At 67.0% G+C, this 24,506-nt stretch carries 23 protein-coding genes; 13 read left to right on the top strand and 10 right to left on the bottom strand.

Annotated elements, in window-relative coordinates; translation table 11 throughout:
* Positions 1 to 18 precede the first annotated feature (18 nt).
* Positions 19 to 1,119: an NAD-dependent epimerase/dehydratase family protein gene (locus ACQI5H_RS21895; RefSeq protein WP_427081386.1), complete on the bottom strand. Its 1,101-nt coding sequence runs from the start codon at positions 1,117 to 1,119 to the stop codon at positions 19 to 21.
* Positions 1,120 to 1,300: 181 nt separating this feature from the next.
* Here ACQI5H_RS21895 and ACQI5H_RS21890 point away from each other — a divergent pair, with 181 nt between their 5' ends.
* On the top strand, positions 1,301 to 1,891 hold the full coding sequence (locus ACQI5H_RS21890; RefSeq protein WP_427081385.1) for a TetR/AcrR family transcriptional regulator: 591 nt from the start codon (positions 1,301 to 1,303) through the stop codon (positions 1,889 to 1,891).
* Between the two features lie 159 nt (positions 1,892 to 2,050).
* Positions 2,051 to 2,527 carry a nuclear transport factor 2 family protein gene (locus tag ACQI5H_RS21885; protein ID WP_427081384.1) on the top strand — a complete coding sequence of 159 codons (477 nt, stop codon included), beginning with the start codon at positions 2,051 to 2,053 and terminating at the stop codon, positions 2,525 to 2,527.
* Between the two features lie 33 nt (positions 2,528 to 2,560).
* Here the strand turns inward: ACQI5H_RS21885 and ACQI5H_RS21880 are convergent, their stop codons facing one another.
* Positions 2,561 to 2,947 (bottom strand): DUF5073 family protein, encoded by a 387-nt coding sequence (locus tag ACQI5H_RS21880; RefSeq protein ID WP_427081383.1) that lies wholly within the window; start codon positions 2,945 to 2,947, stop codon positions 2,561 to 2,563.
* The gene (locus ACQI5H_RS21875) at positions 2,947 to 3,732 is read right to left on the bottom strand and encodes a heavy metal-binding domain-containing protein (protein ID WP_427081382.1); all 786 of its coding nucleotides are present in this window, start codon (positions 3,730 to 3,732) and stop codon (positions 2,947 to 2,949) included. Before ACQI5H_RS21875 ends, ACQI5H_RS21880 begins: the two co-directional genes overlap by 1 nt.
* A 132-nt stretch (positions 3,733 to 3,864) precedes the next feature.
* Between ACQI5H_RS21875 and ACQI5H_RS21870 the strand changes: the two genes are divergently transcribed.
* Together ACQI5H_RS21870 and ACQI5H_RS21865 are read left to right on the top strand one after the other, a co-directional pair.
* The gene (locus ACQI5H_RS21870; protein WP_427081381.1) at positions 3,865 to 4,608 is read left to right on the top strand and encodes an ABC transporter ATP-binding protein; all 744 of its coding nucleotides are present in this window, start codon (positions 3,865 to 3,867) and stop codon (positions 4,606 to 4,608) included.
* Positions 4,605 to 7,109 (top strand): FtsX-like permease family protein, encoded by a 2,505-nt coding sequence (locus ACQI5H_RS21865; RefSeq protein ID WP_427081380.1) that lies wholly within the window; start codon positions 4,605 to 4,607, stop codon positions 7,107 to 7,109. The genes ACQI5H_RS21870 and ACQI5H_RS21865 overlap by 4 nt, the downstream gene beginning before the upstream one ends.
* 4 nt (positions 7,110 to 7,113) lie before the next feature.
* On the opposite strand, the gene ACQI5H_RS21860 is transcribed toward ACQI5H_RS21865, so the two are convergent.
* The 3 genes from ACQI5H_RS21860 to ACQI5H_RS21850 are packed head-to-tail and all read right to left on the bottom strand — an operon-like array spanning position 7,114 to position 9,577.
* Positions 7,114 to 7,734: a class I SAM-dependent methyltransferase gene (locus ACQI5H_RS21860; protein ID WP_427081418.1), complete on the bottom strand. Its 621-nt coding sequence runs from the start codon at positions 7,732 to 7,734 to the stop codon at positions 7,114 to 7,116.
* Positions 7,731 to 8,327 carry a DUF4389 domain-containing protein gene (locus tag ACQI5H_RS21855; protein ID WP_427081379.1) on the bottom strand — a complete coding sequence of 199 codons (597 nt, stop codon included), beginning with the start codon at positions 8,325 to 8,327 and terminating at the stop codon, positions 7,731 to 7,733. Before ACQI5H_RS21855 ends, ACQI5H_RS21860 begins: the two co-directional genes overlap by 4 nt.
* Positions 8,315 to 9,577, bottom strand: a complete 1,263-nt coding sequence (locus ACQI5H_RS21850; RefSeq protein ID WP_427081378.1) for an FAD-dependent oxidoreductase — start codon at positions 9,575 to 9,577, stop codon at positions 8,315 to 8,317. The genes ACQI5H_RS21855 and ACQI5H_RS21850 overlap by 13 nt, the downstream gene beginning before the upstream one ends.
* Here ACQI5H_RS21850 and ACQI5H_RS21845 point away from each other — a divergent pair.
* On the top strand, positions 9,542 to 10,465 hold the full coding sequence (locus ACQI5H_RS21845; protein WP_427081377.1) for an antibiotic biosynthesis monooxygenase: 924 nt from the start codon (positions 9,542 to 9,544) through the stop codon (positions 10,463 to 10,465). The two genes, ACQI5H_RS21850 and ACQI5H_RS21845, sit on opposite strands and share 36 nt — an antisense overlap.
* On the opposite strand, the gene ACQI5H_RS21840 is transcribed toward ACQI5H_RS21845, so the two are convergent.
* Positions 10,462 to 11,340 (bottom strand): SDR family NAD(P)-dependent oxidoreductase, encoded by an 879-nt coding sequence (locus ACQI5H_RS21840; RefSeq protein ID WP_427081376.1) that lies wholly within the window; start codon positions 11,338 to 11,340, stop codon positions 10,462 to 10,464. The genes ACQI5H_RS21845 and ACQI5H_RS21840 overlap by 4 nt on opposite strands.
* A 479-nt stretch (positions 11,341 to 11,819) precedes the next feature.
* Here ACQI5H_RS21840 and ACQI5H_RS21835 point away from each other — a divergent pair, with 479 nt between their 5' ends.
* Genes ACQI5H_RS21835 through ACQI5H_RS21825 form a run of 3 tightly spaced genes read left to right on the top strand, consistent with a single transcriptional unit; the run spans position 11,820 to position 15,843 of the window.
* Positions 11,820 to 13,268, top strand: a complete 1,449-nt coding sequence (locus ACQI5H_RS21835; RefSeq protein ID WP_427081375.1) for a condensation domain-containing protein — start codon at positions 11,820 to 11,822, stop codon at positions 13,266 to 13,268.
* Positions 13,269 to 14,480, top strand: coding sequence for a serine hydrolase domain-containing protein (locus tag ACQI5H_RS21830; RefSeq protein WP_427081374.1), 1,212 nt, complete (start codon positions 13,269 to 13,271; stop codon positions 14,478 to 14,480).
* The gene (locus ACQI5H_RS21825) at positions 14,431 to 15,843 is read left to right on the top strand and encodes a hypothetical protein (protein ID WP_427081373.1); all 1,413 of its coding nucleotides are present in this window, start codon (positions 14,431 to 14,433) and stop codon (positions 15,841 to 15,843) included. The genes ACQI5H_RS21830 and ACQI5H_RS21825 overlap by 50 nt, the downstream gene beginning before the upstream one ends.
* Before the next feature lie 23 nt (positions 15,844 to 15,866).
* Here ACQI5H_RS21825 and ACQI5H_RS21820 read toward each other — a convergent pair whose 3' ends face one another.
* On the bottom strand, positions 15,867 to 17,006 hold the full coding sequence (locus tag ACQI5H_RS21820; RefSeq protein WP_427081372.1) for a ParB/RepB/Spo0J family partition protein: 1,140 nt from the start codon (positions 17,004 to 17,006) through the stop codon (positions 15,867 to 15,869).
* A gap of 496 nt (positions 17,007 to 17,502) precedes the next feature.
* Between ACQI5H_RS21820 and ACQI5H_RS21815 the strand changes: the two genes are divergently transcribed.
* A complete protein-coding gene (locus ACQI5H_RS21815; RefSeq protein ID WP_427081371.1) occupies positions 17,503 to 18,309 on the top strand; it encodes a SigB/SigF/SigG family RNA polymerase sigma factor in 807 nt (268 codons plus the stop codon).
* Positions 18,310 to 18,411: 102 nt separating this feature from the next.
* Positions 18,412 to 19,041: a hypothetical protein gene (locus ACQI5H_RS21810; RefSeq protein ID WP_427081370.1), complete on the top strand. Its 630-nt coding sequence runs from the start codon at positions 18,412 to 18,414 to the stop codon at positions 19,039 to 19,041.
* A gap of 11 nt (positions 19,042 to 19,052) precedes the next feature.
* Here the strand turns inward: ACQI5H_RS21810 and ACQI5H_RS21805 are convergent, their stop codons facing one another.
* On the bottom strand, positions 19,053 to 20,156 hold the full coding sequence (locus ACQI5H_RS21805; RefSeq protein ID WP_427081369.1) for a sulfite oxidase: 1,104 nt from the start codon (positions 20,154 to 20,156) through the stop codon (positions 19,053 to 19,055).
* Positions 20,157 to 20,292: 136 nt separating this feature from the next.
* Between ACQI5H_RS21805 and ACQI5H_RS21800 the strand changes: the two genes are divergently transcribed.
* Positions 20,293 to 21,438: a serine hydrolase domain-containing protein gene (locus tag ACQI5H_RS21800; protein ID WP_427081368.1), complete on the top strand. Its 1,146-nt coding sequence runs from the start codon at positions 20,293 to 20,295 to the stop codon at positions 21,436 to 21,438.
* 41 nt (positions 21,439 to 21,479) lie between these two features.
* Here the strand turns inward: ACQI5H_RS21800 and ACQI5H_RS21795 are convergent, their stop codons facing one another.
* Positions 21,480 to 21,959 carry a nitroreductase family deazaflavin-dependent oxidoreductase gene (locus ACQI5H_RS21795; RefSeq protein ID WP_427081367.1) on the bottom strand — a complete coding sequence of 160 codons (480 nt, stop codon included), beginning with the start codon at positions 21,957 to 21,959 and terminating at the stop codon, positions 21,480 to 21,482.
* Positions 21,960 to 22,008: 49 nt separating this feature from the next.
* On the opposite strand from ACQI5H_RS21795, the gene ACQI5H_RS21790 reads away from it, so the two are divergent.
* Both ACQI5H_RS21790 and ACQI5H_RS21785 read left to right on the top strand, forming a co-directional pair.
* Entirely contained in the window at positions 22,009 to 23,244 is a 1,236-nt protein-coding gene (locus ACQI5H_RS21790) for a M24 family metallopeptidase (protein WP_427081366.1), read from the top strand.
* Positions 23,245 to 23,247: 3 nt separating this feature from the next.
* Positions 23,248 to 24,378 carry a M24 family metallopeptidase gene (locus ACQI5H_RS21785; RefSeq protein ID WP_427081365.1) on the top strand — a complete coding sequence of 377 codons (1,131 nt, stop codon included), beginning with the start codon at positions 23,248 to 23,250 and terminating at the stop codon, positions 24,376 to 24,378.
* The last annotated feature ends 128 nt before the right edge of the window (positions 24,379 to 24,506 follow it).

Genomic DNA, 24,506 nt, shown 5'->3' with positions numbered 1-24,506 from the left:
CCTTAAGCGCGTGGGTGGCTACCGCCGCACCGCCGGTGCCTCCGCGTCGACGCGCGGCGACGGACGGGGGTCGCCCCAGCGCTTCTCGATCGCTCCCCATGGGTCCGCGTGGTGACCGGGAAACCCGCGATACGGCGAGCGCCGCCTGAGATACCAGCGCAGCACGGGCGCGAGCGGCCTCAGCAGCCAACGGCGCCATCCGACCCTGGCGCGGATCTCGGCGTACATCGAGGGCAGCGAATGATGTTGGTAACCAAGCACTTTCTGCGCGTGCTCGGTGTCCATCCAGTCGGTGGCGAACCAGGCCCGGTTGTCGTCGGGGTCGCCAGGCCGTCCCGGGGGTAACCCGCCCCGCAAGCCCATTGCCGCGACGGCCTCGGTGGTCACGTTGGCCTGCGTGACGCGGTGGGTGTCGTCGCCACCGACGAGAAATACCTCGCGGACGTGATCGGTGACGGTGGCCGCGCGGAACGCGCGGGCAACGTCGCGCACGTCGACGGTTTGGATGCGCCCATCGGAGGGCAGCACGGCTTCGAAGAAGATCAGATCGCGGTCGAGTGCCCATTGCGGTTCGGCCAGGAGCACCCCGCCGAGTCGGAGCACCACCCACTCCAGCTCCGAATTGGTCACGCACTCCTCCGCCAGGACCTTGTGCGCGCCGTAGAGGTCGCTGGGTTGCAACGGTGTCGACGTCGTCAACAACTCATCGCTGCGATGCGGATTGCGGGCGCCGTAGACCGCGACGCTGGACGCTTGCACGAAGCGCGGCGGGGTGGTCATCGCCGAGGCCGCCCGGACCAGGCTCGCCGTGGCGTCCACATTGACCGCATGTGCCAGCCCGGGGCGCGCATAGCAGAACGGCGGAATGATGGCGGCCAAATGAACGATGGCCGTGGGTGTTACGGCGGCGAGCAGGGCGTCCACGTCTGCCCTCGACGTCAGGTCGGCCCACCGCACCTCCACCCCCGGGCGCGCGGCGAAGGCGTCGGCGCGTTTGCGATTCGCGGGGACGTCCAGGTCGGTCGCGATAACGTGGCTGCCCTGGCTGGCGAGCTCGGCCACCACCGCCGAGCCGACCAGGCCGAACGCCCCCGTGACGAGAACACAACTATCGGTCATGGCGGCCCCCGAGAAATTTCTGGACAGATGTCTGTATTTGGTGCCCGAGGGTAGCGGCTTCGACGGGAGGGGGCAAGGTCAACCAAGCGGCGAAAGGACCCCGTACTCGCCGTAATAAGCTGATTCGGCCCGTCTGCGCGCAGCATTGTCGGCCCTACCTTTCATTCCCTACACTGGACGGGTGTCTAGAGAAGTTGCTCCTCCCCTCCGTGCCGGGGCAAGCACATCCCGACGGTCGGATCGCCGGCCCGGGCAGACAATCCGCAAAGTTCTCGACGCAGGCCTAGCCGAATTGCGGGAATCGTCCTACGCCACCCTGACCATGCGTGCCGTCGCCAGCCGGGCCGGCGTATCGCCGGCCAGCGCCTACACGTACTTTCCGTCGAAAAGCGCGCTGGTCGCTGCCGTGTATCTGCGCTTCCTGCGGGAACTTCCGCTGCATACCCACAACGACACCACCAAAACCCGGGTCAGCGCGACGATGCGAGACATGGCGATGGTCGTCGCCGACGAACCGGAGTTGACCATCGCATGCGGGGCGGCGCTGATGGCCGACGATCCGGCGGTCAAGCTGCTGCGCGAACAGATCGGCGACGAGGTGTCCAGACGGATCGGGGCCGCGCTGGGCCCGGGCTGGCCGCGCGCGGTGAAATCCACCCTGCAAATGACCTTCGCGGGTGCCCTGATGACGGCGCGGTTCGTCAGCTACGACGAAATCGCGGGCCAACTCGACGAAGCGGTCAACCTCATACTCGGCGCATCCGTCGCCTGAAAACACCGCCGAGTGGGCGCACAGGGCTGTGAATGTGAAACCACGGCGCCGTCAGCGCACACTCGCCGCCGTGCACCGCCTCCTTGCCGCTCGACGTTGACACGGTGGAGTATTCGTAGAGGGTCGCAGTGACGCCGGCGAGATCGAGGAGGTCGAACCGTGGTGGACGTGCAGCAGGCGCGCGGAGACGTCGGCGGCGCCGACTTCGACGTCGCCGATCGGTTGGCGATCATCAATCTGTTCGGCGCCTACGCCTACACCTATGACGAGAATCATCTCGACGACTTCCGTGCGCTGTTCACCGAGTCGCCGCAGCTCGTCCTGCAGCACGAGGGCAAAGCGCTGTCGGGGGACGTCGACACGGTGATGAAATTGCTCGCGGTCCGAAAAGAGGACTTCAAGGCCGAGAACAACCAGCGCCGGCACGCACTGAACTCGTTCTGGTTCTCCAGCCAGGGCGCGACCGAGGCGACCGGATACTGCTACGTCCAGGTGTTCGCCATCCGGGACGGGGGCCCGCCGACCCCCGACCTGTCGGGCTGCTACGAGTTCACCGCGGTCAAGGAGCACCGTGTGTGGAAATTCAGCCGGTGGGTGCTGGCGATCGACCAGGCGGGGCCGCGCGAAACGGAGTAGGCGCCGGAATGAGTTGCATCGCTTGATGATCCATCATCCGAAGGTCGGCCCCGTTCCCGACTCGAGCATTTCGAGCGCCGCGTCGATATTGGGCATGATCGTCGGGCCGTAGTTGCTCACCACCTGCCCGAGCGCGCGAGCGATGTGCGGTCCGACGGCGGCCGCGGCGAGGACGTCCTCTGCCAGCACAATGCCATTCACCACGTGGGCCGCGGCGAGCCGCCCGTCGGCGGTGACCTCGTAGCGCCAGTCGCCGATCTGTATGCGCTCGGGCTGCGAGCGGAAAAAGCCCCGCCTTGCCGGGGTCAGGATCACTCCCGGCACGCCGCAGAACACCCTGACCACCAGCCCAACTCCCCCGGGACCGGCCAACGCGGTTCCGATGGCGTGGCTGACCCGGTCGTGGTCCAAACCCGTCATCACTCGCTCATCGGCAACACGAACGACGGTGTGATGGTCTGGGGTTCGCCGTTGCGGCGCACGGCGGTACCCGCGACATAGAACTCGACGGTGTGGTGTCCCCAGGCATAGTTCGAGACGGCGAAATGCACGCCGACGATACCGTTGCCGCCGTCGCGCTCGGCCTCGCTCTGCATGCGTGACATCGCCAGTTCACGGGCCTGGTAACTACCCTGCGTCCACTGCGGCATCTCCGCGTTGCGGCCCACCTGCTTCAGCATCGTCAAAAACCCTTGCACTGCAACGTGGAACACGCAGTTGCCCATCACGAACGCAACCGGCGTATACCCGGAGCGCAGCAGCGTCGTCAGATCCTGCCCGGACAGGTGGCTGGTAAAGGCCTGGCCGTTGGCGCGTCGAAAGGCGCCCGGCTTGGCCGTGTAGCGCACCGCGGTACCGACCGCGATGAACTCGAGGTGTTCGCCTTCGCCTTGGTGACGCCATTCCAGCCGCACACCCACCACGCCGTCCGCACCCAGCGAATCGGCCTCGGCCTGCATCCGCGACATGGCATTCCAGCGCGCGCGGTACGTCGCGTCGGTAAGCACGGGCAACTCCGATTGTTGCCTGATGCCGGTGAATTGGTAGCCGACGTGATAGACGGAGACGCCCATCACGAGTTCGATCGGTTCGAAACCCGCCCCGTGCAGCAGGGCGAATTCATTGATCGACAGGTCGGACGTGAAGACCTTCCCGGCGTGCGACAGCCGTTCGCTGGCGACGGGGTCGAGCGGGTTCGGTTGCATCGGCAAATATCCTCCTGGGTCCCGCACAGCGTAGGACGCGGCGGCGCCCCGCACACGCGAACCCGGCTGAACCGATCGAGGTTCGGACTCGTTATCTCCGATATCAGCGCCGTGCGGACTCGCGGGAGGATCATGTTCAGACGGGTCGACACCTGCGCCGGTCCCAAGCACAAACTGCTGACCATCGATCTCCTGGACGTGGTGCGCGAGTACCGGGTCGGCGGACAAACCGTGCGTGCGCTCGACAAGATCAGCCTGCGGCTCGAGGGCGGGCAGTTCATCTCGATGGTCGGGCCGTCGGGGGCGGGCAAGAGCACGTTGCTGCATCTGCTCGGCGCGTTGGACTCCCCCGATTCCGGCTCGATCGAATTCGACGGCGACGAGATCGGACAACTTTCCGACGGGCAGCAGTCGGAGTTTCGCCATCATCGAGTGGGCTTCATATTCCAGTTCTTCAATCTGCTGCCGACCCTGTCGGCGTGGGAGAACGTGGCGGTACCGAAGCTGCTCGACGGCGTCCGGCTGGGCAAGGCCAAACCGGAGGCGATACGGCTGCTCGAACGAGTGGGGCTGGGCAACCGGACCCAGCACCGCCCTTCGGAGCTGTCCGGCGGCCAGATGCAGCGGGTCGCCGTGGCGCGCGCCCTGATGATGGATCCGCCGCTGATACTCGCCGACGAACCTACCGGCAACCTCGACTCCACAACGGGGGCTTCGATTTTGATGCTGCTGCGCGAAGTGGCGCACGAGCCCGGCCGTGGCCGGATGGTGGTGATGGTGACGCACAACCCGGAGGCCGCCGAAGCGACCGATCGGATGATCATGCTGCAGGACGGCCGCGTGGTCTCCCACGACCGCTCGGCGGTTCTGGTGTGAGACCGGCCCGGACGATCGGTGCCGCGGCGAGCCGACTGCGCGTGTTCAGCCTGCGCGAACTTGCCGTGCATCGGCGGCGCACGCTGGCGTCGATCGCCGTAATGGCAGTGTCCGCAATGTATCTGGTCGCGGTGTTCGGCATCTTCGGCTCGATCACCGGATCGGTCAACCGCCTCGCCGACGGGATCGCCGGCATCGCCTCGCTGGAGGTGTCGGGCATCACCGACGCGGGGTTTCCCGACACGATAGCCGCCGACGTGGCCGCCGTACCCGGCGTGGCGATCGCGGCGCCGATGATTCGCACGTCGGCGTCCACATCGTCGGGACCGGTTCTGCTGTTCGGCGCCGATGACCGTATCGCGGCGTTGGGCGGCGCCCTGAAGGACGCGTTAAAGGGCGGCGCGGCACAGCCGGCCGGGCCGGCGAACGGAGTCCGCGTCGGACCGGGTGTAGGCCACGCCAAAGGCGAGACGTTCCAACTCGGCTCCGGTTCGGTCACTGTCACCGAGGTGCTCATGGGTAAGCAGGTTGCGGCCCTCAACGGCGGGCACTACGTCCTCGCCCCACTTATCTTGGCGCAGAACATAACCGGGCGTCAGGGGCAGCTCGATTCGATCCTGATCACCGTCAATCGCGGCGCGGATCTAGCCCAGGTTCGCGCCGCGGTCAGCGCCGCGGTGAACGGAAGAGCCATCGTCGCCGACCCGAGCATGAGGGCGACCCGGGCCGGCGACGGTGTCAAGCTGATGAACTACATGGCGCTGATGGGCGCGATGGTCGCGCTAATGGTCGGCGCGTTTCTGATCTACACCACGATGACGATGGCGATCACGCAGCGCCGGCCCGTCATCTCGATGCTGCGCGCGATCGGCGGCCGCCGCTCGGTCATCGTTCGGGACATGCTCGCCGAGGCCGCGCTGCTGGGAATGATCGGCGGTGGCATCGGGTCGGGCATCGGAATACTGATGGGCCGCATCGCGATTGGCCGTTTGCCTCCGGCCATGACCCAGGGGCTGGAAGCGCGTGTCGAGTACTGGCTGCCCGGCTACGCGATACCGGCCGCCGTCGTGGCCACCGCGCTCACCAGCGTGATCGCGTCGGCGATGGCCGCGCGGCAGGTGTACAAGGTGGCACCGATCGAGGCGCTGGCGCCCGCGGGGGTTTCCGCGGCGGACCGCGTGCCCCGCTGGCTGCGGATCACGACCGGGGCGGTGGCCGTCGTCGTCTTCGCCGTGGCGCTTTTCGTGGTCATCACCCAACGGGGCGTCGGGGCTTTTCTCGCGATGTCGGCCGTCTTCTCGGCCGAGATCGCGCTGGGGTTCGCGCTGACCGTGCCCATCGTCAACGCGACGGCCGCGACCGCGCGTGTCTTCGGCTCCGTCGGGGCGCTGGCGGCGGCGACCATCGAGCGCGCACCGCGGCGGGTGTGGGCGACCGTGATGACCGTGCTGATCGCGGTGGTCACCACCGTCGCGATCACCGGCACGAACAACGACATGATCCAATCGGCGCGTAGCATCTTCTCCCCGGTCGCCGGCGTCCCCGTCTGGGTGAGTGCAAATCCTCCCGACAGCTTCCCCACCGATGCGCTGCCGCAAGGGATTTCCGAGAAGGTGGCCGCGGTACCGGGCGTCGGCCGCGTGACCGAAGGCGCGTTCGGTTTCGCGGAGGTCGGAGGCACCCGCGTGATGCTCGACGGGTTCTCCCCCGAATCCGCCGATCCGCTGTATCGCGCGCTTGACGACCGGGTGCGCAACCAGGTGCTGGCCGGCCGGGGCGTGGTGCTGTCGGAGAACCTGGGCAAGGTTCTGCACGTCCGGGTCGGCGATCAACTACGGATGCAGACACCGCACGGGGTGCAGCAGGCAACCGTGCTGGCGCTGGTGCCCTACTTCTCGACGGTCATCGGCACCGTCGGGATGGGCCTCGATCAAATGCGCGCGTGGTTCGACCGCCCGGTAACGACGACATTGCAGATCGCCGCCGCCCCAGGCGTGGATCCGCACCGCCTGTTGGCCGACGTCCGCCGCGTGGTGCCCGCGCCGACCTACGTCTATGACGGTCGCGCCGAGCTGGCGGGCCTGGAGGCACCGATGCACCAGAGCATGTTCATCGCCAACGCCGTGTGGATCATCGTCGTCCTCGTGGCGGCCGTGGCGCTGCTGAACACGTTGACGCTGTCGGTACTCGAACGGCGCCGCGAGATCGGCGTGCTCCGGGCGATGGGCGCCAGCCGCCGATTCGCCCTGCGGATGGTGCTGGTTGAGGCGACGGGTATCGGCGTCGTCGGCGGTGTCTTGGGCCTGGCGTTCGGGTGCGCGGACCAGTGGCTGTTCAGCCTCGTCAGTGGCGACATGATGAATTTCCACGTCGCCTTCCGGCCCAGCTCGACGGCCCTTGCCTTCACCCTCGGGGCGGTGGCGATCAGCCTGCTCGGTTCGGCGCCGCCCGCGCGGCGCGCCGCGCGACTCAACATCATCGAAGCGGTGAGCGTCGAGTAGCGGGCTAGTCCACCAAGGTGGCGAATCCCTGCAGATGCGGTTTGCACGGGAACGGCACCGGGGTGCGGACGGCGCGCAGTCCCGCGATATCGAACCCGGCCGCGGCGATGGCCTCGCCGGTGCGGCGATTCGGCTTGCATCCCCCGGCCACCCAGGACCACGGCGTTGCGATCAGGTCCTGCAACCGGCCCGTGGCACCCTCCCCGCGGATGTGCTCGAGGACGACCAATCTCCCGCCCGGCACCAGCACCCGCCGGATTTCGCTCAGTGTCGCGGCCACATCGCCCACCGAGCAGAGCACCAGACCGAGGTGAACCGAGTCAAAACTGTTGTCCGCGAACGGGATCGACTCGCCTGTTCCGTCGAGGATGTCGGCCGCAACGCCGCGGCGAACGGCGAGCCGGGACGCCATCCGCCGGAACGCGGCCACCGGCTCCACCGCCGCAACCGAGGTCACCGCGGGCGGCAGATACTTCAGGTCGGCGCCGGGCCCGAGGCCGACCATTAGCAGCCGGCCGGTCGCGTGGGCGAGCGCCGCTCGACGATATCGGTTGTAGAAAAGCCTGTCGAAGATTGGCTGGCCAAGCCGATATACGTAGGGGAACAACGGATTAGCGCGCGTTATCGGCTACCTAGATCCATTCGGAACGGCGGATACTGGTCACTCATCAACGAAACATACACCGCCACCCGGTAGCGCCATCGAACGATGCCCATGAGGAGATCGAACATTCCCGACGGGATCGTCCCGGTGCACAAGAGCGTCACCGCGGCGACGACGGTGAGCACCTGCAGCAGGGGTTCCATCGCCCAGCACAGGAATATCTGCGGGAGCGCCAGCAGCCACGACTTCACCAGGACCGCCCATCGGGTCAGCCGCTGCGGATAGTCGACTTCGAGGTCGCCCGGGTAGTCCGGCCGGGACTTGAGGGTGAACGGCGGGTATTTGTCGGTGCTGTTCATCGGGAACCGGTAATTCATGACGCGCCACGACCAGCGCAGCACTCCCACGTTGAAGTCGAAGATGGGCCGCGGATACCGTCCGGTGCACAAGATCGCGACGCCGGCCACGAGCACGAGCGGCGGATACACCAGGTACAGAACGATCAATATGGGGTAATGCGGGACGGCCAGCACGCACCACTTGACCAGCCAAAGCCAGCGCGACGGTGCGTCGAAATCGCTCCGGACGGTTAGGGGCTCGTTCACGGACGGCATGCGGCGACGGGGGTAGGGGCGCCGAGGCCGCGATCGATTTTCGCGGACATCCGGCGGTGACTGGTCAACCGCAAGAACGTCGTCAGGGTCCACGTATGCAACCGGTCGGATATCAAGGTCGCCGGTCGCAGCACGGACTCGCCGTGGGCGACCTGCAGCGAAGCCACGCGGGATACGGCCCTGACCCGGCGCCGCCTGGTGTGCTCGTACCAGCGCAGCGCCCTGCACAGCTCGCCGTTGCCGCCGGTCGCCCGGAAATCCGACAGCGCCTTGCACAACACCATGGTGTCGAGCAGAGCCTGGTTGGTTCCCTGAGCGAGCGTGGGCGGCATGGTGTGCGCGGCGTCGCCGAGCAACGTCACCGCACCGGCCTGCAGCGGTCGGGGAATCGGATGCCGAAAATGCGGGTACGGCGAGCCGGTCAGATCCTCGTCGGTCAACTTCGCCAGCACCAGGTCGACCGCATCGGACCAGCCAGTGAAGTTGGAGCGGATCACCTCGATCGGACGGTGCGGCCGCACAAAGCCGTGGGACCACGGCAGATCGAACCACCACTGCACAGCGGAGCCTCCCGCCGGCCACACGCCGGTGTTTCCGCGGTCGCCGATCACGATGAACGCGGCGCCCCTGTCGGGTAGCTCCGGAACGGTGACGAGTCCCTGCCAGCTGCACCACCCGGTCGGCCGCGCCGCCTCCGCTCCGACCACATCGCGAACCATCGAATGCAGGCCGTCGGCGCCGATCAACAAGTCGCCCTCGACCCCGGTGCCGTCCGCGAATTCGACCCATACACCGGTGGATGTGGTGGCGATCCCCACCGCGCGGGAGCCGCATCGAATGCGATGGGTCGGGAAGCCGGTCAGCAGCCTTTCCAGCAGGACCTGGCGCGGAACCATCCGGACGGGCGCGCCCAGCCGTTTCACCATCGTGGTCACGTCGAGGTTGGCGATGCGGTGCCCGCGTGAGGTCATGACCTGCACGCTGGACAGCAGCTGACCGGCGCCGTCCATGTCGACGCCGAGCTGCCGTAGCACGGTCTCGCCGTTGGACCAGATGGTCACGGCGCCCCCGCCCGCCCGCGTGTCACTGCGCTGATCGAAAACCGTGACGTCGTGGCCGTCGCGCAGCAATCCCCTGGCAACGGAGATCCCGCTGACGCCGGCGCCTACGACAAGGACCCGAAGCGGCCGTCTCGGTGGTGGTAGACAGCTCGTATGTCTGCTGGGGCCTCCGCGATCACGATCTTCCATCCGCCCTCCAACCCTGAGCGGTTCAGCCGGTGGGTAGCCGCATACGAAGCGTGCGCCCGTCACTCCCTTGGATACGTAAGCGCGCGCGAATCGGTTCAAGGGAGCCGGCTCGATTGGGCCGTCGAGGTCGTGTTCGACAGCGCGGATCGGCTCGACGCATGGCTGGACGGCCCCGAGCGCCAAGCGGTACTGGCCGACGGCGAGGCGCAGGGCTACTGGCGGTGCGCCTCCGACCTGATCCTTGTCGAGGATGAGCCACCGCCCGGCAACGTCGGTATCTTTCTGCACAGCGTGGCCGCCGGAAGCGAATCCGAATTCACTGCCGCGCAGGGCGATCTGACTCGCAGCAGCTCCGTTTTCCCCGGATACCAAGGCACCGCGGTCTTTCCGGCGGATTCGGCAGGGCAGTGGACGTCGGTGCTGCGGTTCCGCACAGCACAGCAGCTCGCGGCGTGGGTCGGCTCGCGGGAACGCCACGAAGCCCTGCCCCGCCTGCGCGGAAAGCTGACCCGAGACTTCGCCGAGCTTCCGCACAACGCCCCATTCGGTTCCACGATCCGAATTGACCAGGGGCACACGAGGATTACGCCGGGGTGGAAAACCGCGATGCTGGTGCTGCTGTGCCTCTACCCGACCGTCATGGTGCTATCCACGTGGCTGTCGCCGGTGCTGAGCCGTCTGGGCGTCGGGCAGTCGCTGTCGGTGTTCGTCGGCAACGTGATCAGCATCGCGCTGCTGCAGTGGGTGCTCGTCCCGGCCGTTTCCCGGCCCTTCCGGCGCTGGTTGGACCCCATCGACGGGGCACCGGGCCGGATCAGCCTCGCCGGTGCGACGGTGATCGCCATCGCCTACGGGGCGCTACTGGTGATCTTCCCGGTGATCGCTTAGTCGCCGCCGATCATCTTGTGCAGCTGCGCAATCGACCACGGTTCGGCGTCATGATGGTCGCGATAACCCAGCAGGCGCGGCGTCGGGCGATCGAACCGGCCGACGAATCCGCCTGCGGCAACGAAGATCTGACCCGTCACATCCCGGGACAGATCGCTGGCGAGGTAGGCGTAGAGCGGGGCCACAAACGCCGGCGCAGCGCTGTCCAGCGACGCCCGCATGGTCATCTCGTCGAGCAACCCGCGCCGGTGCAGGTCCTCGATGTGCGCTTCGTAGTCGGCGCCGGTCGATAACCGTGTCCTCGCGCCGGGGCACACCACGTTGGCCCGCACGCCGTGGGCTTTGAGTTCCGCGGCGATGGCCATGGTCAGCGCGTTCACGGCGCCCTTGCCCGCGGGGTAGCCGGTGCCGCCGTAGTCACCGAGAAAAGCCACCGAACTGGTGTTGACGATCGCGCCGTGACCCTGAGCCGCCATGACACGCGCCGCGATGCGGCAGGTGTGAAACGCCGTGCCGAGGTGGGCGCTGATCAGGCGATCGAATTCGTCGGGCGCGATAGTCAGAATCGAGGAACCGGTCGGCTCGGCGATGCCGGCGCAGTTGATCAGGACGTCGAGTCGTCCGAATGTCGTCGTGCATGCGTCGACGAGAGCGGCGGCAATGCGCTCGTCGTCAGCGGCTCCGACCACCGGCGTGGCTCGTCCCCCCGATGCGCTGATCGCCGCGACGGTCTCCCGCACCGCGCCGGCGTCGCGCCCGTTGACCACCACGCCGGCGCCGAGATCGCCGAGCAGTTCGGCGACGGCGCGCCCGATACCGCGGCTGCCGCCGGAGACCACCGCGCCACGCCCGGTCAGAAGGCCACGATCACTCATGGGCGCCGGAGCCGGAATGCATTGTGCGAGAGCCTATCTCGGTGGCAGGCACAAACACGCCGCTTGCGGTGGGTTGCATGCATGCGCCGAACACTACACAGCCGGCCTCCGCGCGGTCCGACGGCGTCGATTAGCCGCGCGAATTCGGTCGATATGCAATTATATGAGTGTTTAATAGCGCAGTCGAATTTGTCTGTGAAACGCCAAATAAGTCCAATCGGTAAAGCCGGCATTAACGTAGGGTTGCGAGTAAAGCAACTGAATTACGCGGTGACCTTCCTCACAATCCCAGCTGTTGCCCACCTGTCTAACATGCGTTAACGTCTGCCAACGGCAGGGCATCTGACGTGCAGATATGCACCTGTGGCCTACCACTACGTCAATTAACGCTGACGGGTCCGACCGCCCATCGACGACGTACCGGGGGTTGGATCCAGGCGGCGCGCTGGCCAATTCGCTGCGCCTATGAGGGGGTTTATGTGGTCACGTTCGGGACGCTCCATAATTGGGATCCGGGAAATGGCGTAGTCATTTCTTGGCACGCAACACCGACGGCCCGCAATAAAGCGCAGCAAGCACCGATAAGCGCGATACCGGCCAGCTATCAGCAAACCCAACATCTCCGCGGATTCCGCGAACACGCGGCCCGGGGACTCGACATGGCGCGGCTGAGCGTCGGCGCGTGGGACATACCAGGCGTTTGTGATGTCCCCGCGATGACGTATGCGATCAACGCGCATCTGCGCCGCCACGACGTCTACCGCAGTTGGTTCGAGTATCGGGGTCCGGACCGCATCGTCCGGCGGACGTTCACCGATCCCGCCGACATCGAGTTCCTGCCGACCGAGCACGGCGAAATGACGCCGGCACAGCTGCGGACCCTGATCCTGGCCACACCGGATCCGCTGCACTGGGATTGCCTGAGCTTCGGACTCATCCAACACGCGGATCACTTCACCTTCTATATGAGCGCGGACCATCTGGTCATCGACGGGATGTCGGTCGGGGTGAACTTCGTGGAGATCCATCTGAACTACGCCGCATTGGCGAGCGGCGGCGCCCCCATCCCACTGCCCGAGCCTGGCAGCTACGACGAGTACTGCGTGCGTCAGCACCAACACGCCGCGGCGCTGGATTTCCAGTCCCCGCAGGTGCGCGCATGGATCCGGTTCGCCGAGGACAACGGCGGAACCCTGCCGGATTTCCCGTTGCCACTGGGTGATTCGTCGATGCCATGCACGGGCGGCATGGTTGTCGTGCCGTTGCTGGACGAGCACCAGGCGGATCGCTTCGAGTCCGCGTGCAAGGAGGCGGGTGCGCGCTTCAGCGGCGGCGTGTTCGCGTGTGCCGCTTTCGCCGAGTACGAACTGACCGGCGCCAGGACCTACCACGGAATTACGCCCTACGACACCCGTAGTACCCCGGCGGAGTTTGTCACACCGGGCTGGTTCGCCAGCTTCATTCCCGTCACCGTCCCGGTTGCCGGGTCATTCGGTGCCGCGGTCAGGGTCGCGCAGGCGTCGTTCGATTCCGGTAAGGAACTGGCCGACGTCCCATTCGATCGAGTACTCGAGTTGGCGCCCCCCGCACTCGGTCTCAAGAAGCCCGAACGCGATGTTCCGATGCTCTCGTACATCGACGTGCGCAGCATCCCGGTGAGTTCGCAGTGGGACGAACTGAACGCCGGGATCTACGGCGACAGCAGGTTGTCCGACCAAGTCTGTATGTGGGTCAATCGATTCGAGAAAAAGACCACGCTGACGGTGTCATACCCCGAGCATCCGGTTGCGCGTGAATCGGTATCGCGGTATGTCCGCGCACTCAAGTCCGTCTATCTTCGCGTCGCCGAGCACGGCGCTGGAGTCGCACCGAGCCGGTCCGAGTCACTGCCCCACCTTCTCGACGAGCACGCGGCGCAGGTGATTTGAATGACCGCGGACCCGGAAATCGACATCCAGGGCTCGTGCGCGGCGGGCTTCGAGAAAGTCCGCACCGCATTCGAGCGGAACTTCGTCGATAACGGCGAGGTGGGGGCGGCCGTCGCCGTTTGGGTCGAGGGAGACCTCGTCGTCAACTTGTGGGGTGGGTGGGCCGACCACGCAACCACCACGCCCTGGCGGCAAGACACCATTGCCCCGGTTTATTCCGGCACCAAAGGCCTGACCAGTACGTGTGTGCATCTGCTGGCGGACCGCGGCGAGATCGACCTGGACGCCCCGGTGGCTGCGTACTGGCCGGAGTTCGGCCAGGCGGGCAAGGAGTCGATCACGCTGCGGATGGTGATGAGTCACCGCTCGGGAGTGATCGGCCCGCGCACCCGGCTGGCACCGGAGCAGACGCTGGATTGGGAAGGCGTCTGCGAACGACTGGCGGAGGCCGAGCCATGGTGGGAGCCCGGAACCGCGCAGGGCTACCACCTGGCGTCCTTCGGATTCATCCTCGGCGAGGTGGTTCGCCGGGTGTCCGGCCGCACCATGGGCGAGTACCTGCGCGCCGAGATCGCCGAACCGCTTGGTGGCATCGACGTCCACATCGGGCTGCCCGAGTTCGAACACCCTCGCTGCGCCGAGATGGTCGACAAGCCTTATGTGCGAGATATTTTCGCGTCCGCGCCGCAAGAAGCCAGAACCATCGCGGACCATCCGCTGATGGCCGCGGTCATCTCCGCCGACTTCATCCCCGACGACGAACTTTCGCGAATCGACTTGGGGGCATGGCGTTCCGCCGAATTTCCCGGCACCAACGGCCACGTGTCCGCACTAGGCATGGCGACGTTCTACAGCGCGCTGGCGGAGGAAAAGCTGCTCAGCCGCGAGCACATGGAGGAGGTCCGGGTCTGCCAGGGCGGTTTCGACACCGACGTGTGCCTGGGCGCCCGGGTCGCCGACCACGGCTGGGGGGTGGGGTACATGCTCAACCAGCGTGGCCTTGCCGGGCCCAACCTGAAGATCTTCGGGCACGGCGGCTCAGGCGGGTCCTTCGCCTTCGTCGACCTGGAGTATCGGATCGGCTACTCGTATGTGATGAATCGATTTGACGCCACCATGGCCCACGCGGACCCGCGCAGCGTCGCGCTGAGCGACGAGGTGTATGCCGCACTGGGCGTCAGCGCGAATTCGATCGCCCTTGTCGAGGGCTGACCGCCGCGCCCGATCGGGGCGAAATGCGCTGCCGGACAACAGGCTCGCGTTCATCGACCAGGCGTCTTTTCTGGGGCTGCGTGCGACCGGTCAGGGCCAGGTCGTTCAGTGCGTCTGGGTGTATGGGCGCGCCATCGACCTCGACGGCCTGCGCCGCTTTCAGCGCAACCTCGGCCACGGGTTGCTCGGACGGCGGATCGAACGCTCTCCCCTGCCGTTCGCACGCCACCGGTGGGTGGCGTGCCGGGCGCCGTCCGTCATCGATATCGCCGAGGACCCCCGACCGCGCGAGGGGCTCAGCGCGTGGGCGGATGAACGCGCGGAACTGCCCGTCGACCCGGAGGGGGGTCCGGCTTGGCATCTCGGAGTCGTTCCGTTCACGGACGGCACGACGGCGATCAGCCTGGTGGTGTCGCACACGGTGGCCGACGGCCTCGGGCTCTGTGTCGCGATAGCCGACGCGGTCGAGGGAAACACCCGCGATTTCGGCTACCCACCGCCACATTGGCGCGGCCGAACACGCGCAGTGCTTCAGGATGCTCGCCAGACCGCGCGGGGCACCCCCGAGATCGCCCGCACACTCGTCGCGGCGGCGCGACTGGCCCGCCGCCGGCGCGGCGACATCGCGAAATCGCGGACACCCCCGCGCGCCGCTGGCCTCGGCGGCGACGAGCTTGTCAGGGTTCCGGCCATCACGATCCACATCGATCAGAGCGATTGGGATCTGCGCGCGAAAGCCCTTGGCGGAACCAGTAACTCGCTGTTTGCCGGGTTTGCCGCGAAGCTGGCCGAACGCTGTGGGCGGCGGCGTGCCGGAGACGGCGCCGTCACTCTGTCCTTCCCGGTCAGCGACAGGACCGAACACGATACGCGCGCGAACGCGTTGTCGTTCGCGACCTTCGCGGTCGAGCCCATGCGGGTGACCGCGGATCTGCGCGACGTCCGCGCCGCCATCAAGCACGCGCTTCGGAGCCTGCGGGAGGCGCCGGATGAGTCGTTACGGTTACTGCCCTTGACCCCGTTGACGCCCAAGCGTGCGGTGCAGCGGCTGGCCGACCTCGCATTCGTCTACACGGATCTCCCGGTGGGTTGTTCCAACCTGGGCGACCTCGATCCGGCGGTGGGCCGCCCCGATGGCAGCGATGCCGACCAAGTCTTCCTACGCCTGAGGGAGCAACGCGTCACGCGCGGCAGCCTGGAGCGAAGCCACGGCCAACTTTTCCTGGGGTCCGGGCGCACCGGCGGCAAAGTCTTCATTACCGTGGTCGGCCACCAACCCGGGAGCGCCGACTCCAAGGCCGCTTTGCGCGGGCTCGCGGCGCAGACGCTGACGGAGTTCGACTTGCAGGGCACGATCGACTGAGAATCCGACCCGCGTCGTGCGTGTCAGTTTGCGACCTCAATGGAAAATTGGGGGCGAGTTCGCGATCGCTGCGACCAGTCGCGGGCGATCATCGCCCAGCTGGCGGAGCAATGCCGGGCCAACTCGATCAGGTGATCGACACAATGATCGGGAACCGACTCCGGAATTTTCCGACTGTCGGCACAGCTGACGGCGTGCAGATGCAACCAGCGCAGTAGTTCCCGTCCGGCGGCGTTCATGCGCAGCGCCGGATCTTTCGAGAGCGCCAGCAAGACGCGGTTGATCTCGGCGGACTCGTCCGTGGCGGCAAGCGTTCCGAGCGGCGGCGTCGGGCGGCCGCCGGGAGAAACGTCGCGGTTCTCCCCTTGCCGCACCGCTGCACGTCGCTTCCCCGGCGCTGGCACGGGGTCCTCCCCGCGACGCAACCGGTCGCGCACGTCGCGAACGGTGGACAGGGATATGCCCGCCGCGCGGGCGATCTCGCGAAGGGACCCTCCCGTTTGCGAGGACAGGAGTTCTGCGGCAACCTGCCGCCCGGCCGTCGCGTTCAGGGGTCGGACCCGGCCGTCTTTGCCTAATCGGTTGTGCGACTGCTGATTTTCCTCAGTTGCGCGCCGAATCGCCCCGACGGTCTTGGCTGACAGGCCCGTCGCCGTGGCAATCGCCCGATCAGACCAATGGGTGTGTGTCCGAAGTATTCTGGCCGCCGCGGCGCGACGGTCAGCCAGAGACAGCGGAAGTCCGTGCACGACGTTCTCTTGCACCGCGACAATGAATGCCGACTCCTCGGATCCGTTCACCAGGTACGCATCGATGTATTCGAACCTCTTGCGCCTGGCCGCGGCGACGCGATGGTGTCCGTCGATAATCCGCATGGTCGGACGATGCACCAAGATCGGAGGCAGGGGCCATTCCGCCTCCACCAACCGCTGCACATGCGCTTCGCTTTCACCCCGGGATCTGGGCGATCCCGTTCCGACCAGGGATGCGATTTTGACCAATGTGCGGATTCGGTTCGGGTCGGGGTCCTCGCCGAAGCCGTCGTGGCGAAGCGAGACGACGGTGTCGCCTCTGCGCTGGTGCTGATGTGGTGGGCCCTCTATGGTCTGCGGTCGCGGTGTTTCCGGGTGAGTTCCCACGCGACGCTGTCCCCTCTCGGTCATCCCTGCACTTACGCAACTGGAGCCGTCAGCGCGCTGAAAGGGGGGACGGTGCCAAGCGTGGCACCCGTTCCACAATCAGCACGAAAGGTGCGTTCCGTCGATGAGGCGCACCGTTCTGGGTGTTTACCGCATGATTTACGCGTGCGCAAGATCTACACGTGTTCAAGATCGACTGCGGTGGCCGATCGCCGGTTCATGCCATGAGAGGTACTATCAGAGGCGACGTCCGTTCTGGACACGTCGCCGTTTAGCTCAAAGCGGCCAATCAGCCCACACGGCTGCTGGGCATGCGTGGCTACGGCGATATCGCTTCGGCCACCTCCCCTCAGCACGGGTGCGCTTGTTGACAACCGACCCGTCGTTGAAACGGGTGTAGTGGTGGACGACTGCACGCACAGTCTCGCCGCACACGCTCAGAGGGAGTGTGTGCGGTGCAAACCTGTTCGCGCGTCTGCGTCTTCACCACAAGCTGAGTCTGCAGGAGGCGGTTCAGCAGATGATCGACGTAATTGCTCCACCCCGCCCTAACCGATCGGCCACCACACAATCCGACGATTCATACGACGACGTCGTCGGCATGTTCCTCGATTTGCGCGAGCTGCCCGCCGAATCGCACGAATACCGGCAGCAGCGCGAACGCATCGTCGCCCGATGCCTACCCCTGGCCGACCACGTGGCCAGGCATTTCGGGCGGCGCGGCGAAAGCCTCGATGACTTGACCCAGGTGGCGCGCCTGGGGCTGATGAACGCCATCAACCGGTTCGACCCGGCCAAGGGACCCAGCTTCATCGGCTTCGCGATCCCCACCATGATGGGCGAGGTCCGGCGCTATTTCCGCGACTACAGCTGGGGCATGCGCGTGCCGCGCCGGCTGCGCGAGCTCCACATCCAGATCAGCAGGACGACGGCCGATCTGGTCCAAACGCTCGGGCGAGCGCCCACCGCCTCCGAGTTGTCGCAGGCGCTGGGAGTCCCCCGCGAGGAGGTCATCGAATGCCTCGTCGCCGGCGACGCCTACCAGCTGGAGTCCTTGGACGCACCAGTGGGTGACGGCTCGGGCAAGCCGCGTCTGGTGGCCGACGCGATCGGCGCGATCGACCCCCAGATCGACCACATCACCAACCGAGAGGCCGTGCGCGTGCTGGTGTCCGCCCTGCCGCCGCGCGAGCGCGAGGTTTTGCATATGCGATTCTTCGAATCGATGACCCAAAGCCAGATCGCGGAGCGAATCGGGGTCTCACAAATGCAGGTTTCGCGCATCCTGGCCAACACCCTGCGATCCCTGCGGGATCAGCTGGAGTAGCCGGCTCGCCGGAACCCCGATCGACGCGCGCACTGTACTGTGCGTTTCGGGCGGACGAAGTCGACTGCGTCGTCCCAGGCAACCCGGAAGGAGCATGGTGCGATGAGGATTTCCCGGACGGGGGTCGCGGCCGTAGTCGCGGCAACCGCGCTGACGGTGTCGGTGGCCGGATGCGGCGGCAACAAGACGTCGTCGCCCACGTCGACGACGAAGTCGGGGTCGGCCACGTCTGCCACCTCGGCCAGCAGCTCTGCGCCGGCTTCGTCGGCGCCGCCCCAGCCCAGCGACTACACCGGGCTGTTGATCCAGGCGACCGATATCAACGCGCCGGTGCAGTTCAACGGCAGCCCGCCGGTGAGCAACCCGAACGGTCAACCCGGGGTCGCCACGACGTTCAGCACCCAAGACAACAGCCACGTCATCAAGGACACCATCCAGGTGCTGAGCGACCCCGCCGCGGCTACGGATGCGCTGAACGCGGCGAAGGGCGGGCTGGCCGCCAACATCAAAGACCCGCAGACGGGGACCGTCAACGTTGGGACCGGCGCAACCACGCTGTCGGGGAACGCCCCGGACAAGTCGAAGGGCGTGTTGATCCTGCTGTTCACCGAAGGCAAGGCGTTCGTCACGCTCGAGTTCTACGGGCCGACCGACTCACTGCCGCCCGACGACTTCGTCAACGACGTCGCCCAGAAGCAGGACGCGGCCGTCAAGAAGGGGCTGGGCGGCTAAGCCGGGGTCCTTCAGGCCACACACACGGGGACCACGGCCCAGGCATTGTTGCCGTATCCCCGCGGATTCCACAGCGACGCCACCGATTCCGGCTGCAACGCGCCGGTGTCGTCCCAGGCGCGCGCGGCGATGCACAACGGCCCCGGTCCGACGTCGACGCTCAGCGACCACGGACGCCACGACCATTTGCTGGGCGCCGGGTGCAGGTCGGCCTGCCGCCAGGTGCGCCCGTTGTCGACCGATACGTCGACGCGCTCGACGCTGCGGCCGTCGCCGGCGATCCCGTAGCCGCGGATGGTCAGCTCGCCCGCCGGTACCTGGTCGCCGTCGGTGGGGTCGAGGATGTCGCAATTGAGCGCGAGCGAGGAGAGCGGGATGCCCGCACCCGGCCCGACGGTGTCCGCGTCGGCTTCCGGCGGCAGGATGCGGTAATCGTGCGCCTGGAAGTAGTTGTCGGACGGGCCGGATTGCACCCGGATGGCCGTGACCCATTTGACGCTGCGCGCGCCGACATACCCGGGCACCACAACGCGAACCGGGCCGCCGTGGGCGCGCGGAAGCGGTTCGGAGTTCATCTCGAACGCCAGCAGCACTTCCGCTGAGAGCGCTTTGCTCAGCGGGATCGAGCTGCCGTAGGACTGGACGGGTCGGGCCTCCTCGGCGACGTCCGGGGCTTCGAAGGCGACGTGCAGGCCGTCACCATGGTGGCACCGCGCGGCCGCGAGGACGTCCGACAGGCGCACCCCGCCCCACCGCGCGGTCGAGATCGCTCCGTGCGCCCACGGGTCCTTGCCCGGGATCGGTCGCACCCGCAGCATCTCGGCACGCCGATTGCCGGCGCACGCGAGCGTCGCCACCACGCTGTGCCGGTCGAAGTCCGTCGTCAGCCGGTCGTAGGTCAGGGTGAGCGGCTCGTCCACGCACCCGTCGACCCTCAGTCGCCATTGCCGAGGCGAGATGTCGGGGAACGGGCCGTGGTTGCGCGCGTAGAACGTGTCGATCGGGGTGATGTCGCTGCGCGCCAGCACCGCGGCCGGTGGCTCGGCGTTGTACGGCAGACGCCCGCGCACGATCATGTCGTCGCGCTTGCCCCACAGCGCCAAGGACTCGGTCATGGCGACCATTGTCGCCCGGGCAGGGCAGCCTGGGCGCCGTCGTTGCAGAATTCCGGCGATCGACGTCGCCTTTTACCTCGCTGCCGGATTAACTTCGCCGCGATCCGAACGGCGCAAGCGGGTTACGGTAGCAGCCATGGACGTGATTCACGGACACTGCGACGAGGCCTTCGACAAGGTACTGGTCGCTCTGGCCGACAACATCGTCTCCGGTGAAGAGGTCGGCGCATGCATCGCCGTCGACATAGACGGCGAATCCGTCGTCGACATCTGGGGCGGCTGCACCGATGCCGCACGGACCACCGCCTGGGCCAAGGACACGATCGTCAACGTGTGGTCCTCGACGAAGACCGTCACCAGCCTGGCCGCCCTGATGGTCATCGACCGCGGCCTGATCGAACCGGCCGCGCCGGTCTGCGCTTACTGGCCGGAGTTCGCCGCAAATGGCAAGCAGGACATCGAGATTCGTCACATCCTGTCGCACACGTCGGGGGTGTCCGGCTGGGACCTACCGTTCGCGACCGAGGACATGTACGACTGGGACGCGTCGACCGCGGCCCTCGCCAGGCAAGCGCCCTGGTGGGAACCGGGCACGGCGTCCGGATACCACGCGCACAATCAAGGCCATCTCATCGGCGAGGTGATACGGCGCGTCACCGGGAGCACGCTGAAGGAGTTCGTCCGCGACGAGATCGCCCGCCCGCTGGGCGCCGACTTCCAGATCGGGGCCACACCCGCCGATTACGACCGCATCGCCGAGGTCATCGCGCCGCCTCCCCTCGAGCTGCCGCTCGACCTGTTGCCCGAAGACAGCCCGATGCGCAAGACGTTCAGCGGCCCCCCGCCGAACGCCGACGCCGCGAACACACCGGCCTGGCGCGACGCCGACATGGGCGCCCTCAACGGCCACGGGAATGCGCGTTCGCTGTCGGCGATCCTGTCGGCGATTTCGTTGGGAGGCACGGTTCGCGGTGTGCAGTTGCTGCGGCCGGAGACCATCGAGATGATTTTCGACGAGCAGGCCAACGGGACCGATCTCGTCATACCGGCGGTGCTGCGCTGGGGCCTCGGCTACGGGCTGGCCGGGACCGAGGCACTCCCGTACGTTCCGGACGAGAAGATCTGCTTCTGGGGCGGATGGGGCGGCTCGATGGTGTTGATGTGTCCCGATCGGCGGGCCACCGTCGCCTACGTCATGAACAAGATGGGACCCGGAATCCTCGGTTCGGAGCGCACGGCGACCTACGCCAAGCTGATCTTCGACGCGCTCGCTTCGGCCTGAGTCGAGCTCGAAACGGGGTGGGGCCGTAGGGATTAGAGTGGTCAGTCGGGGGCCGGCGTCAGAAGAAACAGCCTGAACCGACGCGGCTCGGCGTGGTCCTGGGCGATCTGATAGTTGGGCCAGTGGGCCACGACGGTGGCCCAGGCCCGTTCGCGTTCGATGCCGCTGAGTAGCCGCACCTTCGCGACGAACCGATGGCCACGCCGGCGCACGATGACGCGTTCTGTCGCTTTGAGATTCGCCGACCACGACGGGTGGCGCTCCCGGCCCCAGTTGGAGCCGACCAGCACCATCCCGTCCCCGTCGGGGACGTACTGGACCGTCGCCGTCCGGGCCAGGCCCGTTTTGCGGCCTGAGGTCGTGATCTGCACGTTGGGCAACCCCGCGAGGTCCAGCACCCCGACCCGCCCACCGCTGGCGAAGCGCAGCAGCGATTCGAGCGCCTCGGCGAGGGCCCGTCCCGGCAAGAACAGCCGCCGGTACGCCGCCGGATTTCGCGCCGCCCGCTGCAGCGGATTCACGCGCTTCACCTTATTCCCCGGCGGTCCGGTCTGCGTATCCTGTTGACCGATGGCAAACTCTCTCGCCGCCCGCGGCTCGGTCATCGACATTCCCGATGAACCGGACTGGGCCCGCATGCGCGCAGAGACCGGCGCGCGGCTGCGGTCGGCGATGGCCGACCATGGGATCGACGCGCTGATCCTCCTGATGAACGGCTACGTCACGTATGCGACCGGTGCCAGCTGGCCGCTTTTGGATGCGGGTCTCTCGCACGTGGAGCGCCCGGTGGCGGTCGTGCTGGCCGATGACGAACATCCGCATCTGTTCATGCCTTTCCGCAGCGGTGGGTACGCGGAAGCACCGGTGCCCGAGGACCATCTGCACGGCCCCGCCTACCTCGAATTCGACCAAGGCGTCGAGCATTTCGCCGCCGAGTTGGCCGAGCTGGTCCCGGCGGGAGCGAGCATCGCGGTCGACGAGCTGACGGGCGCCATGCGCCGCGCGCCGCGAAAGCTCTTCCCGGCGGGCGCGCCGACGGATGCGGCGATCGTGGTCGGTGCGGCGCAGTTGGTCAAGACGCGCGATGAGCTTTCCTGCCTGCGCAGGGCGTCCCGCATCACCGAAGAAGCGATCGTGGATGTGCAGCGGGCGTTGGCGCCGGGCGTGCGGCAGACCGAGCTGTCCGCCACGCTGGTGCGGCGCGCTTTCGAGCTGGGCGCCACCACCAACATGCTGGAGGCGATCTGGCAGGTGATGCCGAGTTCGCGGGAAGCCGGAGTATGGACTACCCATGGCGATCTCGCGCTACCGCTGCTACCCACCGATCGCGAACTGGCCGCCGGTGACGTGCTGTGGACCGACATCAGCATCACCTACGCCGGGTATTGCTCGGACTTCGGCCGGACCTGGGTCGTCGGCGAGCAACCCACACAGAAGCAACAAGATCAATTCCGTCAGTGGCGAGACATCGTGGACGCCGTGCTCGCGGTGACCAAAGCCGGCGCGACGTCGGGCGATCTCGCGCGGGCGGCGATCGCCGCCAACGGTGGCCGCAAGCCGTGGCTGCCGCACTTCTACCTCGCCCACGGCATCGGTACCTACCCCGCTGAAACCCCGATGATCGGAACGGATCTCGGTGCGGAATTCGATGACAACTTCGTCTTTCCGCCCGGCATGGTCCTGGTTTTGGAGCCGGTGGTGTGGGAGGACGGGACCGGCGGCTACCGCAGTGAAGAGATCGTGGTGATCAACGAAGACGGCTTCACCCCGATCACCGACTACCCTTACTCCCCTTATGGCGACTGACCCATGGGGAACGATGTAGTGCCCGACGCGCCGGCCTTGCGGACCGGTCGCCGGGACCGGGCGCTGGCCCAGATGGACGCCCACGACCTCGACATTTTGGTCCTCGGCCGGCAGGCCAATATCCGTTACGTCACCGGAGCCCCGCAGCTGTGGATCGCCGGGACGCGACCGTTCGGTCCGATGTGTGTGGTGGTGCGCGCGACCGGAGACATCTACCTCAACAGCACCGATGACGAAGGGGTCCCCGAAGAGATCGGCCACGACCACCTGTACGGGCTGGCATGGAATCCGATGACGCTCATCGACGTCCTGAAGAAGATCGACGGCGCCGAAGCAGCACGCCGAGTCGGAACCGATGCTCTCACACCGACTTTCGCGGCCTTGCTGCCCGACGCGTTCCCGCACGCCGAGATCGTCGACGCCGAGCTTGCGATGCGCGCGGCGCGCCGCATCAAGACGGCCGATGAAGTCGCCGCGATCGGCCAAGCGCTTCGCGTCGCCGAGACCGGGCTCGCCGCTGCCGTCGGCGAATTGCGGCCGGGGGTATCCGAGCGGACATTGACCGGGGCGTTGCTGGAGGCCATGGCCGCGGGCGGGGTGAGCACGCCGGCCACCCAGGACGGCGCGTGGGTGACCTCGCGGGAACACCCGTGGCGACGCGCTCGAGCGCACACCGAGGTGCGACCGGGCGACCTTGTCGCATTCGCCGCCGGCGCCCTGGCGGGCGGCTATGTCGCCGAGGTGGGCCGGACCCGGCCAGCCGGCCGCATCGATGATGGACCGGTGCGCGACCTGTTCGAACGGTCAAAGGCGTTGTACGACAAGATGGTTGCCGCGTGTCACCCCGACGCGTCGACGCACGAGCTGCTCGCCGCCTATGCAGTAGCCGGTGAGCCGGTGCCACCGATGCCCGTCGCGCATGGACTGGGGTTGGGTTTCGACCCACCGGTGGTTTCCGAGACGCTTTGGGCCGCCGGCGAACACGACCGCCTCGATGCCGGGATGGTGCTGGCGATCACCGGCTACGTGTGGCAGGAAGGCGTCGGGGCGGTCTTCCGCAGAGACACCGTCAGCGTCACCGACGACGGCGCGGACGTGTTGACCACGATTCCATCGTGGCCCGACGTCAGCTAGGTGCTGTTCGATCGTAATCACTTGCGCCACTTTAGTTTCAGGAGTTGCAACGCGGCGTTTTTTGTCGGTGGGCTTGGCTAGTTTCGCGGTATGAGTTCGGGCGGGGTTGTCGATCGTGACGCGATTAC

Source organism: Mycobacterium heidelbergense (assembly GCF_050205645.1).
In the GTDB taxonomy this organism is placed as follows: Bacteria; Actinomycetota; Actinomycetes; order Mycobacteriales; family Mycobacteriaceae; genus Mycobacterium; species Mycobacterium heidelbergense_A.
This window is presented reverse-complemented; position numbering and strand designations above follow the sequence as displayed.